The organism is Streptococcus parauberis NCFD 2020 (genome assembly GCF_000187935.1).
Classification (GTDB): domain Bacteria; phylum Bacillota; class Bacilli; order Lactobacillales; family Streptococcaceae; genus Streptococcus; species Streptococcus parauberis.
Map to the genome: position 1 here is coordinate 77,617 of NZ_AEUT02000001.1, position 19,448 is coordinate 97,064.

At 35.0% G+C, this 19,448-nt stretch carries 19 protein-coding genes; 15 read left to right on the forward strand and 4 right to left on the reverse strand.

From position 1 onward, the window contains the following. Window positions 1–4 precede the first annotated feature (4 nt). From SPB_RS00460 to SPB_RS00490, 7 genes are all read left to right on the forward strand, one after another. A complete protein-coding gene (locus SPB_RS00460; protein WP_037619792.1) occupies window positions 5–814 on the forward strand; it encodes an exodeoxyribonuclease WalJ in 810 nt (269 codons plus the stop codon). 97 nt (window positions 815–911) lie between these two features. Further along, the gene (gene rnc / locus SPB_RS00465; protein WP_003103277.1) at window positions 912–1,604 is read left to right on the forward strand and encodes a ribonuclease III; all 693 of its coding nucleotides are present in this window, start codon (window positions 912–914) and stop codon (window positions 1,602–1,604) included. Then, window positions 1,605–5,150: a chromosome segregation protein SMC gene (gene smc / locus SPB_RS00470; protein WP_003104847.1), complete on the forward strand. Its 3,546-nt coding sequence runs from the start codon at window positions 1,605–1,607 to the stop codon at window positions 5,148–5,150. It abuts the gene before it with no gap. A 16-nt stretch (window positions 5,151–5,166) separates the two neighbouring features. Then, complete coding sequence (locus tag SPB_RS00475) at window positions 5,167–5,973, forward strand: Cof-type HAD-IIB family hydrolase (protein WP_003105546.1); 807 nt, start codon at window positions 5,167–5,169, stop codon at window positions 5,971–5,973. Further along, window positions 5,966–6,793 (forward strand): Cof-type HAD-IIB family hydrolase, encoded by an 828-nt coding sequence (locus SPB_RS00480; RefSeq protein WP_003103220.1) that lies wholly within the window; start codon window positions 5,966–5,968, stop codon window positions 6,791–6,793. Before SPB_RS00475 ends, SPB_RS00480 begins: the two co-directional genes overlap by 8 nt. Next, window positions 6,793–8,406: a signal recognition particle-docking protein FtsY gene (gene ftsY, locus SPB_RS00485; protein ID WP_003105727.1), complete on the forward strand. Its 1,614-nt coding sequence runs from the start codon at window positions 6,793–6,795 to the stop codon at window positions 8,404–8,406. The genes SPB_RS00480 and ftsY overlap by 1 nt, the downstream gene beginning before the upstream one ends. A gap of 40 nt (window positions 8,407–8,446) precedes the next feature. Beyond that, on the forward strand, window positions 8,447–8,935 hold the full coding sequence (locus SPB_RS00490) for a YkgJ family cysteine cluster protein (RefSeq protein ID WP_372236788.1): 489 nt from the start codon (window positions 8,447–8,449) through the stop codon (window positions 8,933–8,935). Window positions 8,936–8,962: 27 nt separating this feature from the next. On the opposite strand, the gene SPB_RS00495 is transcribed toward SPB_RS00490, so the two are convergent. The 4 genes from SPB_RS00495 to SPB_RS11305 all read right to left on the reverse strand — a co-directional run bounded on the left by SPB_RS00495 (window position 8,963) and on the right by SPB_RS11305 (window position 12,375). Beyond that, window positions 8,963–10,318: an MFS transporter gene (locus tag SPB_RS00495; RefSeq protein WP_003104312.1), complete on the reverse strand. Its 1,356-nt coding sequence runs from the start codon at window positions 10,316–10,318 to the stop codon at window positions 8,963–8,965. A gap of 95 nt (window positions 10,319–10,413) precedes the next feature. Then, entirely contained in the window at window positions 10,414–11,229 is an 816-nt protein-coding gene (locus SPB_RS00500; protein ID WP_003103478.1) for a TIGR03943 family putative permease subunit, read from the reverse strand. Beyond that, complete coding sequence (locus tag SPB_RS00505; RefSeq protein WP_003105936.1) at window positions 11,226–12,131, reverse strand: permease; 906 nt, start codon at window positions 12,129–12,131, stop codon at window positions 11,226–11,228. The genes SPB_RS00500 and SPB_RS00505 overlap by 4 nt, the downstream gene beginning before the upstream one ends. A gap of 85 nt (window positions 12,132–12,216) precedes the next feature. Then, entirely contained in the window at window positions 12,217–12,375 is a 159-nt protein-coding gene (locus SPB_RS11305) for an SPJ_0845 family protein (protein WP_003105237.1), read from the reverse strand. A gap of 191 nt (window positions 12,376–12,566) precedes the next feature. Between SPB_RS11305 and SPB_RS00515 the strand changes: the two genes are divergently transcribed. The 8 genes from SPB_RS00515 (at window position 12,567) to phoU (ending at window position 19,365) form a co-directional block, all read left to right on the forward strand. Further along, window positions 12,567–12,950: a VOC family protein gene (locus SPB_RS00515; RefSeq protein ID WP_003104707.1), complete on the forward strand. Its 384-nt coding sequence runs from the start codon at window positions 12,567–12,569 to the stop codon at window positions 12,948–12,950. A 171-nt stretch (window positions 12,951–13,121) separates the two neighbouring features. Further along, window positions 13,122–13,841 carry a response regulator transcription factor gene (locus SPB_RS00520; RefSeq protein ID WP_003104099.1) on the forward strand — a complete coding sequence of 240 codons (720 nt, stop codon included), beginning with the start codon at window positions 13,122–13,124 and terminating at the stop codon, window positions 13,839–13,841. Next, complete coding sequence (pnpS, locus tag SPB_RS00525; protein WP_003102343.1) at window positions 13,825–15,162, forward strand: two-component system histidine kinase PnpS; 1,338 nt, start codon at window positions 13,825–13,827, stop codon at window positions 15,160–15,162. Before SPB_RS00520 ends, pnpS begins: the two co-directional genes overlap by 17 nt. A 159-nt stretch (window positions 15,163–15,321) precedes the next feature. Further along, a complete protein-coding gene (locus SPB_RS00530) occupies window positions 15,322–16,203 on the forward strand; it encodes a substrate-binding domain-containing protein (RefSeq protein WP_003104127.1) in 882 nt (293 codons plus the stop codon). A 66-nt stretch (window positions 16,204–16,269) separates the two neighbouring features. Further along, on the forward strand, window positions 16,270–17,133 hold the full coding sequence (gene pstC, locus SPB_RS00535; protein ID WP_003104511.1) for a phosphate ABC transporter permease subunit PstC: 864 nt from the start codon (window positions 16,270–16,272) through the stop codon (window positions 17,131–17,133). Beyond that, window positions 17,126–17,944, forward strand: coding sequence for a phosphate ABC transporter permease PstA (gene pstA / locus SPB_RS00540; protein ID WP_003105386.1), 819 nt, complete (start codon window positions 17,126–17,128; stop codon window positions 17,942–17,944). The genes pstC and pstA overlap by 8 nt, the downstream gene beginning before the upstream one ends. Next, a complete protein-coding gene (gene pstB / locus SPB_RS00545) occupies window positions 17,944–18,696 on the forward strand; it encodes a phosphate ABC transporter ATP-binding protein PstB (RefSeq protein ID WP_003103629.1) in 753 nt (250 codons plus the stop codon). Before pstA ends, pstB begins: the two co-directional genes overlap by 1 nt. A gap of 15 nt (window positions 18,697–18,711) precedes the next feature. Further along, window positions 18,712–19,365, forward strand: a complete 654-nt coding sequence (gene phoU, locus SPB_RS00550; RefSeq protein WP_003102956.1) for a phosphate signaling complex protein PhoU — start codon at window positions 18,712–18,714, stop codon at window positions 19,363–19,365. Window positions 19,366–19,448 lie beyond the last annotated feature (83 nt).

The window sequence follows — 19,448 nt, forward strand, 5'->3', positions numbered from 1 at the left end:
ATTTATGGAGAATTTTGGATTTAAATATAGTATATTAGCCTCTGGTTCAACAGGAAACAGTTTTTACTTGGAAACACCAAAGCAAAAGATTTTGGTCGATGCAGGACTCACTGGTAAAAAAATGACAAGTCTCTTAGCTGAGATTGATCGGAAACCTGAAGATTTAGATGCTATCTTGATTACACATGAACATTCTGACCATATTAAAGGTGTCGGGGTATTGGCTAGAAAATATCATTTAGATATCTATGCTAATCAAAATACTTGGAAAATAATTGATGACCGCAATATGATTGGCAAAATTGATTCCGAACACAAACATATCTTTGATCGGGATAAAGTCATGACTTTTGGTGATATTGATATTGAAAGTTTTGGAGTTAGTCATGATGCCCATGATCCGCAGTTTTATCGTTTTATGAAGGATAACAAATCCTTTGTCATGTTGACTGATACTGGTTATGTCTCGGATCGCATGTCGGGAATTATTGAAAATGCTGATGGTTACTTGATTGAATCAAATCATGACATCGAAATTTTAAGATCTGGTGGCTATCCTTGGAGCTTAAAACAACGTATATTATCTGATAGAGGGCATTTATCTAACGAAGATGGTGCACAAGCTATGATACGAAGTATGGGAAATGCTACTAAGAAGATTTATCTTGGACATTTGAGTAAAGAAAATAATATCAAAGAGTTGGCTCATATGACGATGGAAAATCAACTAGCTATGGCAGACTTAGCTGTCGGTTCTGATTTCAAAGTCTACGATACCTCCCCTGATACGGCTAGTCCTTTGACAGATATCTAGAATAGAATAAATTATAAAATCAGTTAGATCAAGCTTCTAGCTGATTTTTTTGGTATAATAGACTAGTCTCTGTGTAGACAAATGAAAAGGAGAAATTATGAAAAAGCTAGAAGTCTTACTAAAAGATTCATTTGATATTACTTTTGCTGATAGAAACTTACTGGAAACTGCCTTTACACACACCTCTTATGCAAATGAGCACCGCCTCCTAAACATTTCACATAATGAACGTTTGGAATTTTTAGGAGACGCTGTTCTTCAATTGATTATTTCAGAATATCTTTTTGAAAAATATCCTAATAAAGCTGAAGGAGATATGTCAAAACAAAGATCAATGATCGTACGCGAAGAAAGTTTAGCTGGCTTCTCGCGATTCTGCACTTTTGATAATTACATCAAACTGGGCAAAGGAGAAGAAAAATCCGGTGGACGAAATCGCGATACTATCTTAGGGGATCTCTTTGAAGCGTTTTTAGGGGCTCTCTTATTAGATAAGGGTGTTGAAAAAGTTCGTAAATTCTTATACCAAGTAATGATTCCACAAGTTGAAAAAGGAACCTTTGAACAGGTTATGGATTATAAAACAAATTTACAAGAACTTTTACAATCTCAAGGTGATATTATCATTGATTATCAGGTTATCAGTGAAGAAGGACCAGCTCATGATAAAGTATTTGAAGTAGCTGTCCTTTCGAATGAAAAAACCTTGAGTCAAGGAAAAGGCAAATCAAAAAAATTAGCTGAACAAGCTGCCGCTAAGAATGCTCTTGAGCAGTTAAAAGAGGAATAAATGTTTTTAAGAAGAATTGAAATGCAAGGGTTTAAATCCTTTGCTGATAAGACAAAAATTGAATTTGATAAAGGTGTTACAGCAGTAGTTGGTCCGAATGGTTCTGGCAAGAGTAATGTTACTGAAAGTCTTAGATGGGCTTTGGGTGAATCAAGTGCCAAGAGTCTTCGTGGTGGTAAGATGCCAGATATTATTTTTGCTGGGACAGAGAGTCGTAATGCCTTGAATTTTGCTGAAGTGGCAGTGATTTTAGATAATTCAGATCAATTTATCAAGGATGCGAATAAGGAAATTCGAGTTGAACGTCACATCTATCGTAACGGGGATAGTGATTATCTAATAGATGGTAAAAAAGTTAGACTCCGTGATATTCATGATTTATTTATGGATACAGGTTTGGGTAAAGATTCCTTTTCAATCATCTCACAAGGACGTGTTGAAGAAATTTTTAATAGTAAAGCTGAAGAAAGACGAGCTATTTTTGAAGAAGCTGCGGGAGTCTTAAAATATAAAACACGTAAAAAAGAAACTGAAAGTAAGTTAAATCAAACGCAAGATAATCTTGACCGCCTTGATGATATTGTCTATGAGTTAGAAACTCAAATTACACCTTTAGAAAAACAAGCAAAAACGGCTAAAGAGTTTATTCTTTTAGATGAAGATAGAAGTCAACTCCAATTGGATATCTTAGTCAGTGATATTGCTCTGGATAAAGTACTATTAACTACCAAAGAAGAAGAATTGTCAGCAATCAAGCAAGATATGACTGCTTATCACCAACATCGAGAAAAGCTTGAAAATGAAAATCAAAGCCTAAAGACAAAAAGACAAACAGTTGCTCAAGAAATGGACTTGAAACAAGGTCAATTACTGGAGTTAACGAAAGCTTTGTCTGATTTGGAACGTCAGATTGAATTAATTAAACTTGAAAAAAGTCAAAAAAGTGAGAAAAAAGAAGAAGCTAGTAGTCGAATCAAACAACTTAAAGAAGAATTGCTTACTTTGCAAAACCAGGAATCTGAAAAAACACTTGGTTTAGAAAATGTCAGTGTTCAACTTAGTCAACTTAGTCAAGAAGTTGTCCGTTTAACTGAAGAGATGGCTCGCTTTTCAACTGATCCTGACCAAGTTATAGAGGACTTAAGAGAAGACTATGTCAAGCTGATGCAAGATGAGGCAGACATATCAAATAAGCTTAGTTTATTAGTGAACAACATTGAGCAAGAAAAATTAACGAAAGCTAATCAGGATAAAGAGTATCAAGAGACTAGTCAGAAAGTTGATCTTTTAATAGTTGAAAAAAAACAAGCATTTGAAGAATTTCAAGCAAGTCAACAAGAAGTTGCAAAACTATTAAAAAACTATCAAGATTTAGATCAGAAAGTTGGTCAAGAACAAGGAAATTATCAGCTTGCTCAAAATAAATTATTTGATATATTAGATCAGAAAAAGGCAAAAGAAGCTCGCCAAACCAGTTTAGAGTCGATTCAAAGAAGTCATAGTCAATTTTATGCAGGCGTGCGAGCAGTTCTCCAGAATGCAAAACAAATAGGTGGCATTTTAGGAGCTGTCAGTGAACATCTCAATTTTGATAAAGATTACCAAACAGCTATGGAAGTGGCTTTAGGTGCAAGTAGTCAGCATATTATTGTTGAAAATGAAGTATCTGCTAAAAATGCCATTGCTTATTTAAAACAAAATCGCCAGGGTAGAGCAACCTTTTTACCTTTAACTACAATTAAGGCACGTTACTTAGCCGATAATTTCCAGAAGCAACTAGAAACTAGTCCAGGATTTATTGGAACAGCACAAAGCCTCGTTTCTTATGATTCGAAACTAGATGCAATTATCAAAAATTTACTTAATGTCACAGCTATTTTTGACACGATTGACCATGCCAATAGCGCAGCTAAAAAGTTAAATTATAAAGTGCGAATTGTTACTTTAGACGGAACGGAATTACGTCCAGGGGGGTCCTTCTCAGGGGGGGCTAACAGACAGAGTAATTCAACTTTCATTCAGCCAGAATTAGATCAGGTCTCAGCAGAGCTATTGGCCATAAATCAGGATCTAAAAAACCAAGAAAAAGTGGTTGCTGGATTGCTCCAACAATTGCAAGCAAAACAAGCTCAACTTGAAGAATTCAAGACAAGAGGTGAGCAAGCTCGACTTGCTGAACAAAAAGCAAATCTCTTTTATCAACAGGTTAAAGAACGTTTTGAAGATGCTAGTGCCTTACTTGAGGTGCTTGATACTAATGATCAAACGTCACAATTGGCAAAAAATCAAGATGAGAAATTGATTCTTGAAGAGAAGTTAGTTGAATTGGCTAAACAAAAAGAAAAATTAAATCTAGATATTGATGATATCAAGTCCAACAAGGATGCTATTGCTGATAAGAAAAATCAGATTATGGAAGATTTATCTCAAAAACGCCTTAAGGAACGTGATTTGCTTAATGAGCAACGTTTTGAAAGAAGTAATTTGGAATCTCTAGTAAATAGGATTCAATCTACACAAGATCATATAAGTCAGCAAGAGGATCTTTTAACACTGCATGTTTCACAAGAACATATTGACCAATTACCAAGTTTCGAAACGAAACTTGTAAAATTGGCAGAAAGCAAACAAGGCGTAGAAGAAAGATTAGTTCAGTTACGTTTTGAAAATGAAGATTATGCTGCATTATTAGAGGAACTAGAAGATTCATTAACCAAATTACAGTTCCAAAATGAGGACTTTATCCGCAAACAAACAAAACTAGAAGCTGAAGTGGAACAGGTATCAGATCGCTTACGGAGTCATGCCAAAGCACTGGTTGAAGATTTCCAAATGACACTGGAGGATGCTCAAAAAGACTGTAGAGCCGTGGAAGATGCTAACTTGGCAAAAGAAAATCTCAAACAACTTCAGAAGAAAATTAAACAGTTAGGTCCAATAAACCTAGATGCTATTGAACAATATGACGAAGTGGCAGAACGTCTAGAATTTTTAAATACTCAAAAAGCTGATTTAAATCGAGCTAAAGATATGTTGTTAGGAACAATTGGCAACATGGATAATGAAGTGAAAGCTCGCTTTAAAGTTACCTTTGAGGCTATTAGAGAAAGCTTCAAAGAGACTTTTAGTCAAATGTTTGGCGGAGGAACGGCTGATTTGGTTCTAACAGATGGAGACTTGTTGACTGCTGGGGTAGAGATTTCCGTGCAACCTCCAGGTAAGAAGATTCAATCCTTGAACCTTATGTCTGGTGGTGAGAAGGCACTTTCAGCCTTAGCACTGCTATTTGCCATTATACGAGTTAAGACAATTCCCTTTGTAATTTTGGATGAAGTTGAGGCAGCCTTAGATGAAGCTAATGTTAAGCGTTTTGGGGACTACCTTAACCGTTTTGACAAGAATAGTCAATTTATTGTCGTGACACACCGTAAGGGAACAATGGCTGCAGCAGACAGTATCTATGGTATTACCATGCAAGAATCAGGAGTCTCAAAAGTTGTTTCTGTTAAATTAAAGGAATCAGAAAATCTAGGATTCTTATCATAAATAGAAGTAGGGGAACATGATAAAATTAGTAGCAACAGATATGGATGGAACTTTTTTAAAAGAAGATGGTACTTATGATAAGGACCGTTTAGCAAATTTGCTTCCAAAACTTGCTGAAAAAGGAATTATTTTTACTGTGGCAAGTGGCCGGTCAGTATTAGCCATTGATGAATTATTTAAAGAACATCTGGATAAGATTGCTGTTATTGCTGAAAATGGTTCAGTTGTTCAATACCAAGGTCAAGTTATCTTCTCCGACTTTTTAACCAAAGAGCAGTATATTGAAATTTCTAAGAAAATATTGATTAATCCTCATTATACTGGGGCAGGTTTGACTTTTTCAGGTCAAAAAGCGGCTTATATTTTAAAAGGTGCGGGCCAAGCATATATTGATAAAATTTATCATTACTATGAAAATGTTAAAATTATCTCAGATTTTGATGAAATGGATGATGATGCCATTTATAAGATTACGACAACTTTTTCAGGTGATACAGTTTTAGATGGTAGTGATTGGTTAGATCGAGAATTACCATATATTACAGCTGTGACGACTGGTTTTGAATCGATTGATGTGATTTTAACAGAAGTTAATAAAGGTTTTGGGATGGAGCATTTGTGTAAAGCATTGGGAATTGAAGCCAATCAAGTCATGGCGTTTGGAGATAATCTCAATGATTTTCAAATGCTCGAGTATGTGGGCACAGCTATTGCCACAGAAAATGCTAGACCAGAAATAAAAGCAATTAGTCAAGAAGTGATTGGTCATTGTAATGATGCTTCTGTTTTGAGCTATTTAGAAGGGTTGGTTAGAGATGTTTGATATTAAAATTTTAGCCTTGGATTTAGATGGAACCTTATTTACCACTGAAAAAACAGTAACAGATGCTAATAAAGAAGCATTGAAAGCTGTGCGTGACAAAGGCGTCAAAGTTGTGATTACAACTGGTCGTCCCCTAAAAGCTATTGGTAATCTACTTGAAGAGCTTGATTTAGTCAATGAAGAAGATTATTCAATTACCTTTAATGGCGGACTGGTTCAAAAAAATACGGGATTGATTTTAGACAAGAGTGCTTTAGCTTTGTCCGATGTCAAAGTGATTCATCAGGAACTAGATAGAATTGGTTTACCGACTGATATTTTAAGTGAAGGAACGGTCTATAGTATTCCAAGCTCGGATGGGTGTCATTCCCAATATTACCTAGCCAACCCTTTATTATCTTTTATTGAAATTGACTCGATTGAAGATTTGTCTAAAAAGATTGTTTATAATAAAATTGTAACAGTTACAGACGCGACTTATTTGGATCAACAATTAGCTAAAGCAAATCAAGACTTGTTTGGAAATTACGAATCCTTTAAATCACGTGATATCATTTTTGAAGTCATGCCCAAAGGAATTAATAAAGCCTTTGGTCTAAACCTTTTGTGCCAACACCTCGGCTTAGAGGCAAAGAATGTGATGGCTATGGGTGATGAAGCCAATGATTTATCCATGCTTAAGTGGGCTGGCCTCGGTATTGCAATGGCTAACGCGACGTCCCAAGCAAAAAAAGTTGCAGATGACGTCACAACTTTAACAAATGATCAGTCTGGTGTTGCACAAGCAATTCACAAGTACATATTAAATGAGGTAGACTAATGGGATTATTTGATCGTCTATTCGGACATAAAAAAGAAGAAAATCAAAACCTTGATACTGAACAAGAAAAGATTGAACAGGTTGACGAGGAGCAGTTAGAAGAAGTTTTTCCGATGGAAATGTCTGATGAGAAACCTTTCGAAGATGAGAGTGAATCGGAAAACCCTTTGGAAACAGATGTTCCTTTCTATGATGGTGACAATGATGACGACTTTGAGGTCTTTGATGATGAACCAGATTTATCAGCAAATCTAGATAATGAGTCTGTGGAGATTATTGAAGACAGCGATGACTATGAAGAAAAATTAGATATTCAAGAAATTGTCGAAACACCTGAACTGGATACTAATCAAGTGAACATGGCTCATGAAGAAGAAATGACAAAGAGTGATGACAGTCCAGCAATGACTGAAAATAATCAAGATGAAGACTTATCTTCTGATGACCAAAATTTAGCTCTTGATGATGAACCAGATATGACAAGAAGTGAATCTGAGTCTGAAAGAGTAGATTCCGAAATGATAGCGTCACAATCAGTTCAGCCTTCAGCTTCTAGCATTCAAATGATGGTAGAATACTACAAACGCAAGGCAGCTTTTGAAGAAGATATCCGTGAAGGAAGAATTCAACCTAAAGCTGATCCCGTCATTACAGAAGTTGAACCAGTTATTGTCGCCGAGCTAAATGAAAGTGACCAAGATAAGTATGACCGGTCACTAGCTAAAACGAGAACTGGTTTTACAGCTCGATTAAATGCTTTCTTTGCAAATTTCAGAAGAGTAGATGAAGAATTTTTTGAAGAATTAGAAGAAATGCTCATTTTATCTGATGTTGGTGTATCAGTGGCAACTAGGCTGACTGATGAGCTTCGTCAGGAAGTGAAATTAGAAAATGCTAAAAAGCCAGAAGATCTTCGTCGTGTCATTGTTCAAAAATTAGTTGATATCTATGAAAAAGATGGCGTCTATAATGAAGCTGTTAACTACCAAAAAGGACTAACAGTTATGCTTCTTGTAGGGGTTAATGGTGTAGGTAAAACAACTTCAATTGGGAAACTCGCATACAAGTATAAAAATGAAGGCAAAAAAGTAATGTTAGTAGCAGCAGATACTTTCCGTGCTGGTGCAGTTGCTCAGTTAGCAGAATGGGGACGACGCGTTGATGTACCAGTAGTTATGGGACCAGAAAAAGCTGATCCTGCTTCCGTCGTTTTTGACGGTGTTGAACGAGCAGTTTCTGAAAATGTTGATATATTATTAATTGATACCGCAGGTCGATTGCAAAACAAAGAAAATCTGATGGCTGAACTGGAAAAAATGGGTCGCATTATCAAACGCGTTATCCCAGATGCTCCTCACGAAACCTTGTTAGCCTTAGATGCCTCAACAGGACAAAATGCGCTTAGCCAAGCAAAAGAGTTTTCAAAAATCATGTCACTTACTGGCCTTATCTTGACAAAAATTGATGGCTCAGCAAAAGGTGGCGTCGTTTTAGCCATCAGACAAGAATTGGATATTCCTGTTAAGTTCATCGGCTTTGGAGAAAAAATCGATGATATAGGTCAATTCGACTCTGAAGAATTCATGAAGGGTTTACTGGGTGATATTATTTAGGCAAAGATAGTCTATAAAAAGAGGAGAAAACATGTCAAGTATGAGTATTGACTTGGAAAAGTATAAAAATTTAGCCCAACAAAAACAGGCAGAACACCGCAAATTCTTAGCGACCTTAAAAAAGAAAGCACCTAAGAACTTGGATAAAATTGTTCAAGAAGTACATCAAGAGGTTTTTCAAGAAATTGATTGTACCAAGTGTGCTAATTGTTGTAAAAGTTTAGGGCCACTCTTTACAGAAGCAGATATTCAACGCATTTCAAAACATTTCAAAATGAAGATGCCAGCTTTTGAGAACATGTTTTTACAAGTGGACGAAGACGGGGATAAAATATTTCAGTCGATGCCCTGTCCCTTCTTAGGGGATGATAATCTCTGTAGTATATATGATGTTCGTCCAAAAGCCTGTCGAGAATTCCCTCATACAGACCGCAAAAAAATCTATCAAATTAATCAATTAACTCTAAAAAATACCTTAATCTGCCCAGCAGCTTATCTATTTGTGGAGAAATTAAAAGATAGAATCTAAAAAAACTTCCAATCCTGGAAGTTTTTTTTATTTTGCTAATGCTTTGAACATACCAAAATAGCTAAATAAACTTATTAAAGCAAATGCTGTAAATAGGAGATAAACATTTTGAACTCCTAAAGTAAAATTAGCATGGCTATTAGCAATGATTGAAGCTAGGGCAGTGCCTAACGCACCTGCAAATTGTTGCATCATTTGAAAAATAGCTGTTGCATCAGCATTTTTTTCATTTGGCAATTTTTTGATAGCTGTAGCTAGTGTATTGTTAAATCCCATATTTCGTCCAATTGTAAAAATGATATAAATGAAAGTGAAAGCCAGGGTTGAAAAAGTTTTTGTTGTCATTGTCATAAAGATTAAAGAAATTATGAGTAAGCTATTTCCTAAGTAAAGAGAAATTTTAGGACCCTTTGTATCATATAGTTTACCAAGGATTGGGGCTAGAAGAGCTCCTAATAAGGTACCTGGCAAAAGAACCATCCCTGCTTGAGAAGAAGAAGCAATCTTATCCAAGACAATAAAATTTGGGGTTATGAAATTAATTCCTAAATTTATTAATTGAAATATAAAGAATGGGATTAATCCAAAAGTTACAGAAGGTAATGTTAATATCCGGATATCTAAAAACGCTTTTGGACTATGTAAACTTCGGTAGATGAAGAAAAGTAAGCTAATCATAAATCCAATTAAGTAGAAAGGATTTAGATGTCCGGACTCTAGGCTAGTGATTACAAGAAGTGCTAAGGTCAGAGCAACAGCTAATGATATAAAAGAAAGGTAGTCAAAGGACAATTTCTCACCCTTAGGAGAATTTTCAAGATATTTGAAGGCTAAAAAGCTAGCAATAATTGGAAAAGGGAGAATACAGATAAAAATCCATTGCCAAGCAAAATGACTTATCATAAAGCCACCATAGGATGGTCCGAAAGCTGGTGCCAAACTAATGATTAAACCTCCAAGCCCCATGTAAGTTCCAAATTTGCGTTCAGGAACCCGTTCTAAAATAATATTAAACATTTGAGGCATAATCATTCCCGTTGCTAGGCCTTGGATGACTCGAGCAATGAGCATAATCACAAATGAATTTGTAGCAGGGGCAAGAATTGTTCCGACAATTAACATACTAGAAGCTGTGAAGAAAATTTGACGTTCGCCAAAATTACGTTTAAGACTGGCTGATACAGTAGTCATAATGGCGACTGATAGTAAATATAAAGTTGTTATCCATTGTAAATTAGTTAAAGGCTGATCATATACAGTCATTAATTTAGAGAAGGTAACATTCATGCTAGTTTCGGACAAAATACCTGAAAAGCCAATCATAGCAATTGCTACTATAGCAAAAAAGGTTTCTCTAGATACAGTTTTTTCTTTGGATGGCATAGATTCTCCATTTCTATTCTTGTTTTGTGATTTTTGACAAAAGAAAAGTCATTTCAAGCAGTAGGTCCGTCGAAATGACTTTTCAAAAGGATTGGTTAAAAAATACGATATACGTATGGGTTATCAGGCTTGTTGACTTGCTGGACTTCTGTAATATGTAAAACAGGTAAGGTCTGTTGTAAATCTTTGTTGTACTCAGTTTGGATATGACCTTTTAAGTTTAACCAAGTATTGTTTGGATAGGAAACCTGATTTCCAGTCGTTAATAAACCATAGACACCCGAGTCAGCTATACAATGTATAATACCAAATCTGAACAGAAATTGGTAGTCTTTATGACCAGGTTCGTTGTAAACAAAACCAGTATAAGAAATATCACGATCACTAAATTCATCTGGATAGAGATAAATTAGTTCCATTATTTCCATATAGTTCTGACTGGTAATCTGTAGAGGTTGATTTCCCTGATACTTTTTCATCTCTTTTTTCATTTCCCGTTGGTAGGCTGATTTGGTAAAGTAGAGACTGGTATCGGGTTTTAAATATTGAACAGTTGTTCCATCATCACTTATTCCATTTTTTGACGTTCCAGCTGCTAGTGGAAAAGTATAGCCTTTAGCTGAAACAGTTGTTGAATCAAGACTGACCGTTGGAATCAAAAGTCCAACCAGAACTGGTAAGACTAGAATCAAAGGACTTGTCAGCTTAGCCATTTTCCCGTGCAGATGACTGTGAACTTTAATATTTTTCATCCAAGTATAGAGTTGAACAGTGGCCAACAGAAAAGATAGGACCATTGATATATAAGCTAAATAAGAATAGCGAATATTGATGTACTGATCCAATTTTCCGGATAATTCTAAGTACATGGTTAGTTCAAAATAAGCTGCTAAGACTAAAAATCTGATCATGACATCACTCCCACTAATAAACAATATAGGATAATAACCGAAGCAGAGACGGAGATAAATTGGATAATGAATTTTTTCTTAAAGGCTTTTACCATCATCATCAAATTTTTGATATCAACCATAGGTCCAATTAGCAAAAAGGCTAATACGGGGGAAAAACCAAAGGTGGTTAACAAGGAAGCACCGATGAAGGCATCTGCCTCACTGCAAAGAGAAAGGATGAATGCAAGAAGCATCATCGTTAGAATGGCAGTGAGCGGATTGTGCCCAATGCTTGTTAAAATCCGAGTAGGAACAAAGATTTGCATGCCAGAGGCAATTAATGTACCGAAAACAAGATAACGTCCCGTGTCGAAGAATTCATCTATGGCGTGAGCTAAGGCAAAATATAGTTTTTTAGACCATTTTTCCTGGCTGTAATCATGTAAGTGAGCTGGCTCAGCCGATTCCTTTAGAATATCATCATCCACGAAATAAGCTAACAAGACTCCTAAACAAATAGCGACAATGATTGCTCCTAGTAAACGCAGTAATAAAAAGCGTAAGGAATTTCCAAAAGCTGAATAGGTTGCGAAGAGCACTATCGGATTGATAATTGGTGCAGTTGCTAAGAAGGGTATTGCAGTATAGGAAGGGACCTTTTTTTCGAGGAAACGATTGATGATTGGGATTATGCCGCATTCACAAGATGGGAAAACAAAACCAATCAAGGTCCCAAAAAGGATTCTCAGAAATTTCTGCCTTGGCAAGTAGCGTTGGACAATATCTGGGGTAATGTAAACCTCAATAAAACCAGAAAGAATAGTTCCTAGCAAAACAAAAGGTAAGGCCTCAATGATAATCGACAAAAAGATAGCCGACCATTGAAGAATATCTGGTGGAAGAGATGAAAAGATTTGCATTATCTCTCCCCCTTTCTAAAAACATCATGATTTAAGTAAGATATCAGCAAAAAAAGAGAAGTCAGTGGACTTCCTGACTGATAACTCATAGTTTGTCAACCTCTTTTTTATTATTTTCTTCTTTGGTTGCAGGAATGATTTTGCCTTCAGCATCGACATCTATTGGTTTGTCAAAACTTGGAATACTTGCAAAACCTGACATCATTTTTTCTAATTCGTCATTTTTTTTATGTGTAATTGCCATTTTTCTACCAACTTTCTTTATAGATATACCACTATTATACTATCATTTAAAGGGAAATGAAAAGATAAATCATAATTCTTAATTGAAGAGAGAATTATAATAAGATAATAGTATCAGTATTAGCTTCTTTTATACAAGTTATTTTACCACGAAAGTCTTATACTTAACTTAAGAAGAAAAGGAGAAAAAATATGCAAGTTAAAATTGAACACATCGGACTATGGGTTAAAGATATGGAAGCAATGAAAGAATTTTATTGCCGTTATTTTGAAGCAAGTTCTACAAGTCTTTATCATAACCCTAAAACTGGATTTTATTCATACTTTTTAACATTTGCGTCAGGTGCTCGCTTAGAAATAATGAATAAAACTAATCTTGCTGACCAAAACCATGAACAATTTGGCTTTGCACATTTAGCATTGGCTTTAGGTTCGAAAGAAGCAGTTGATGAGTTTGCTTACTACATGCAAGACCAAGGTTTTCCTATTCAAAATGGTCCGCGTACAACAGGTGACGGTTATTATGAGGCGGTTATTAATGATCCAGAAGGAAACATTATTGAATTAACAATCTGAACATAACTTATATTAATAGGGAAGAATACTTGTCAAAGTTCATTATGCTTTGGAAAGTATTTTTTATATAAATTTGGAAGTTGAATACAGATTTTTTACTTTTGATCTCAATTCTAGATTTAATTATGTTTTCTGAGAAATGTGATATAATTAATTTCATAGGAGAAAGTAATGAAAAAACATGTTTTACTAGTGGATGACGAGGAACATATTCTTCGTTTATTAGATTATCATTTGGCCAAAGAAGGCTATCAGACAGAATTAGTCGGTGATGGTCGGTCAGCTTTAAAATTAGCAGAGACTGAACACTTTGACTTTATCTTACTAGACATCATGCTTCCTCAATTAGATGGGATAGAAGTTTGTAAAAGAATTCGAGCAAAAGGAATCACAACCCCTATTATGATGGTTTCAGCTAAAGGGGATGAATTTGACAAAGTATTAGCCCTAGAATTGGGTGCTGATGACTACCTAACCAAACCATTTAGCCCAAGAGAGTTAATTGCAAGAGTAAAAGCTATACTTCGTAGAACAGAAAAAGATCAAACTGATGATAATGATTTGAGTGATGAGCAATGGGTCGTTAATGGGCTACGGGTTTTTCCTGATCGTCATGAAGTCTATAAAGATAATGACATGTTAAACCTGACACCAAAAGAATATGAATTATTACTTTATTTAATAAAGCATCCTAATATGACCTTAACAAGAGAACGATTGCTTGAACGAATTTGGGGTTATGATTTTGGTCAGGAAACACGATTAGTCGATGTCCACATTGGTAAACTGAGAGAAAAAGTTGAAGATGATCCGAAAAATCCTAAGTTTATCAAAACCATTCGTGGTTACGGTTATAAATTTAAGGAGTTAAAGGATGAGAAAAAGTCTTAGTATCCTAGCAATCACGAATATATTATTATGGCTCTTTTGTTTTTTTATCTATTTCGACTATGGAAATAAGCAAGTTTGGATTAGTTTTATTATCCTCTTGATTTTGATATCAGTATTCGCAATAAGAAATATGCACGACACTCAAAATGACTTAGATGAATTAGTAGAGAATGCCTATACTTTAAGGTATTACAATTATTCTTCAGATGAGACAATTCAGGAACTAAACCATATTTTACGAAATTTTCGAAATCAAACAGAGCAACAAAAAGCAAGCATCAAAGGTATGTCTGAAAACCTTCAAGCTTTGCTATCCCACCTAACAATGGGCATGTTTTTGGTTGATCGAAAAAAAAATATCGTTATACATAGTAAATCCTTGCCTAACTATTTTCCAGATACAAAAATCGATTTTAAGGTTTTAGATGATATTAGCCGAACGGATATCAAGTCTTTAGTTAAACAGACATTTTTAAGCACCAAAACCATAAAAAAAGAACTTCGTGGATTTCATGAAGGTGATTTGATTTTAGAAGTGACAGTCGTTCCAATTCTAAATGATGTTCAAGAGACTGAGCAAGTTTTAGTTTTACTCTATGATTTAACAATGATTCGGAATTACGAAAAATTGAACATGGATTTTATCTCAAATGCTTCTCATGAATTAAGAACACCGGTAACTTCTATTAAAGGTTTTGCGGAGACCATCAAGTCAATGCCGCAAGATGAAGAAGTTTTAAAAAAAGAATTCTTGGATATTATTTATAATGAAAGCTTGCGCTTAGAACACATTGTTGAGCATATGCTGACGCTCTCGAAGGTTAAAAAGACTCAATTACAGAAAACTGATATCGACTTGAATGAATTTCTCCAGTATATTGGCAATAGCTTAAAACATCAATTGCAGCAAAAACATTTACATTTGAAATATGATTTAGAAGCTAATGTTATCATTGAATCGGATAAATACCTTTTGTCTCAGATTATTTTAAATCTTCTATCAAATGCCATTCGTTATACTGAGGATGGCGGGGATATAATGGTTATTACTAGAGAAACAAAAGACAATATCACAATATGTGTCAAGGACACGGGAATTGGTATTAGTCAGTTAGAAATCGAACGGATATTTGAACGTTTTTACAGAGTTAATAAAGGACGCAGTCGCCAAAGTGGTGGAACTGGTCTAGGTCTTTCAATAGTGAAAGAACTTAGTCAAATCTTATCTGGTAAAATTAGTGTTTCTAGTCAGCTTGGTCAGGGAAGTATCTTTACCCTAACCTTACCATCAAGTATTATTTCAGAGAAAAAAGAAGCCTAAAAGACTTCTTTTTTTAATGTTTAGGAAATATATTTTAGAAATATAAACTTTTACAAAATCTTTACAAAAATAGGGGATAAACCTTTACAAAGCATTGGTATACTAAACATGTAGCAAATCTACAAGAAGTAAAAAAATATATTTTAAAAGGTGAAACTTATGAAAATTCAAAAAATGATTACTCTCGCAGTTCTCGGTTTGTCTAGTCTTGGCTTAGTTGCTTGTGGCAACAACGATTCAAAATCTTCTGATACATCAGCATCAGGTGGAAAAATTGAAGTCATCACTCGTGAAGATGGTTCAGGAACACGTGGAGCATTTACTGAAATTACTGGTATTTTGAAAAAAGATGGTGATAAAGAAACTGATAACACTTCTAAATCAGCAGTTGTTCAAAACAGTACAGAAGGTGTTATCTCAGCAGTATCTGGTAATAAAGATGCTGTAGGATATATCTCACTTGGTTCACTTAATGATAATGTAAAAGCACTTAAAGTTGACGGAGTGGAAGCAAGCTCTAAAACAGTTAAAGATGGCGACTACCCACTTCAACGTCCATTCAACATTGTTTACAACGACAGCTTATCAGCTTTAGGAAAAGACTTCGTAGCATTCATTCATTCTAAACAAGGTCAAGCAGTTGTAACAGATAATAAATTTGTTGAAGCTAAAGATGATATGAAAGAATACACTTCACAAAAAATGTCAGGTAAACTTTCAGTAGTTGGTTCAACTTCAGTTACACCACTTATGGAAAAACTAGTTGAAGCATACAAAGAAGAAAATCCAGATGTAACAATCGATATCACTGCTAATGGATCTTCAGCAGGTATCACAGCTGCTAAAGAAAAAACAGCTGACATTGGTATGGTGTCTCGTGAACTTACTCCTGAAGAAGGCAAAGACTTAAAACATGATGCTATCGCACTTGATGGAATTGCAGTTGTTGTTAACAAAGACAACAAAGCAGAAGAAATCAGCATGAAATCTATCACAGACGTATTTACTGGTAAAGTAACTAGCTGGGATAAAGCAAAATAAGTCTAAGAAAGTGTAAGGGGGACACCTTTGTCCCCCTTGCTTTCATTCATTTAGAAAGGATAGCGCGTGAAAAAACAAGCGTTCAAAGAAGAATTCTTCAGAATTCTATTCTTCCTTAGTGCAGCGATGTCAATTGTTGCTATATCATTAATCTGTATCTTCATATTTATGAATGGACTACCATTTATCGGAAAATACGGTGTTGCTAAATTCTTATTTGGCTCAAATTGGTCTCCTTCAAATACACCTTCTAGCTTTGGTATTTTACCAATGATTGTTGGTTCATTATTAATCACCATAGGAGCTATTATTGTCGGTGTGCCTACTGGAATTTTTACGTCTGTCTTTATGGTTTATTACTGCCCAAAACCAATCTATGGTTTCCTAAAAGGTGCAGTCAATATGATGGCTGCAATTCCATCAATTGTTTATGGTTTCTTTGGTTTACAATTAATGGTTCCTTGGATTAGAACATTTGCTGGAAACGGGATGTCCGTTATCACAGCATCATTGTTGTTAGGTATTATGATTTTACCAACTATCATTAGTTTGACTGAATCAGCTATTCGAACAGTACCTGCAACTTTTTATTCTGGAAGTGTTGCTTTAGGAGCAAGTCATGAACGCACTATTTTTAGTGTTATTGTTCCAGCTGCTAAATCAGGTATTTTTTCAGCAATAATTTTAGGTATTGGTCGTGCAATTGGGGAAACAATGGCTGTTATTCTTGTCGCTGGGAATCAACCAGTTATTCCAACAGGATTATTTGAAGGCACTCGAACAATGACAACAAATATCGTGTTAGAAATGGCTTATGCTTCTGGTCAACATAGAGAAGCATTGATTGCGACTTCTGCTGTATTATTTATCTTTATCCTTCTAATTAATGCGTGGTTCTCTTATATGAAAGGAAAATCAGTAAATGAGTAAATATATTTTAAAAACTTTAGTTTACCTTTTTACCTTACTTACATTTGGATCACTTTTTCTAATCGTAGGATTTATCTTGGTTAATGGTTTACCAAATATTACTCCTTCACTATTTGAATGGAAATACACTAGTGATAATGTCTCACTGATGCCAGCAATTGTTTCTACTTTAATTTTAGTATTTGGCTCACTTTTGATTGCATTGCCAATTGGTGTATTTGCAGGATTCTACTTAGTCGAGTATGCTAAAAAAGGCTCAATATGGGTTAAACTGATTCGTATTGCTGCCGATACATTAGCTGGGATTCCATCAATTGTATTTGGTCTATTCGGGATGCTTTTCTTTGTTGTCTTTATGAAGTTCCAATATTCATTATTGTCAGGGATTTTGACATCAGTTATTATGGTTCTTCCAGTTATTATCAGAGCTACAGAAGAAGCTTTGATGTCTGTAAGTGATAGCATGCGTCAAGCCAGTTTTGGGCTTGGAGCTGGGAAATTGAGAACTGTTTTCAAAATTGTCTTACCAGTTGCCATGCCAGGTATTTTAGCAGGTGTTATTTTGGCAGTTGGTCGTATCGTTGGTGAAACGGCAGCTCTTATGTATACATTAGGGACTTCAACTAATGCACCAACATCTATTATGTCTTCTGGACGTTCACTCGCTTTACATATGTATATGTTATCTAGTGAAGGTCTTCATGTTAAAGAAGCATATGCCACTGGTGTTATTTTAATTATTACAGTATTGATTATAAATGCTATCTCTACAATTTTATCTCGTCGCCTTGTGAAAGGAGCATCTAAATAATGGGAACTTTTTCCGTAAAAAACCTTGAATTATATTATGGGGATTTTCATGCCCTTAAAAATGTTAATATTGAATTACCAGAAGGGAAAATTACAGCCTTGATTGGCCCTTCAGGGTGTGGTAAATCAACATTTTTGAAAACTTTGAACCGTATGAATGATTTGATTCCTAGTTGTCGTATCGAAGGAGACATTCTTTTAGATGACAAAAATATCTATGGAAAAGATATGAATTTGAATAGCTTACGTAAACGTGTCGGAATGGTTTTCCAACAACCAAATCCATTCGCGATGTCTATTTATGATAACGTAGCCTACGGCCCTAGAACACATGGTGTTAAAGATAAAGCTCAACTTGATGCAATTGTCGAAAAAAGTCTTAAGGGCGCAGCGATTTGGGAAGAAGTTAAAGATGATCTTAAAAAGAATGCAATGTCACTTTCTGGTGGTCAACAACAACGTATCTGTATCGCACGTGCCTTGGCAGTAGAACCTGATGTTCTTTTAATGGATGAACCTACATCAGCATTAGACCCAATTTCAACTTTGAAAATTGAAGATCTTGTGCAAAACTTGAAAAAGGATTATACCATCATTATTGTAACTCATAACATGCAACAAGCTTCACGTATCTCAGATAAAACAGCTTTCTTCCTAACTGGCGAAATCTGTGAATTCGGTGATACATTAGAAATTTTCACAAATCCTAAAGATAAACGTACAGAAGACTACATTTCTGGACGCTTCGGTTAGAGAAAGGACTTTTACATGAGAGAGCAATTTGAATTAGAACTTCAACTTTTAGAGCAACAATTTTTAGGATTGGGTCAAGCAGTTATTGAATCAGCTTCTAAAGCATTATTAGCATTAGCAGCAAAAGATAAAGAAATGGCTGAAAAAATCATTGAAGATGATAAATTGATTAACCAAGCACAAATTGATGTTGAGATGTCTTGTGCACGTATTTTAGCCTTACAACAACCACAAGTAACAGATCTTCGTTTTGTAATTACAATCATGTCAGCTTGTTCTGATTTAGAACGTATGGGTGACCATATGGCTGGGATTTCAAAATCAATTATTCGTTTGAAAGAAGTCGATACCTTAGATACAATCGAAGAACAAATTCACGATGCCGGTCAAAAAGCACTGAAAATGTTATCAGACTTATTAGCTGCTTTTCCTAAACGTAAAATTGAAAAAGCAATTGAAATTGCTAAACAAGATGAAGCTATTGATGAATTATATTATAAAACGTCTAAGGAAATCATGACTGAAATGAAAGGGCAAGAAACTTCAATTCGTAACGGAGCAGAATACCTTTACATGATGGGTCATATTGAACGTTTTGCTGATTATATTTCAAATATTTGCGAACGTTTGGTTTATTTAGAAACAGGCGAAATTGTCGAATTAAACTAATAAAATAAGGTGCCCTAGGCATCTTATTTTATTGTTAATGACTAACTAAAATAACATGCCAAAAGCCCATTAAATAGCCATTT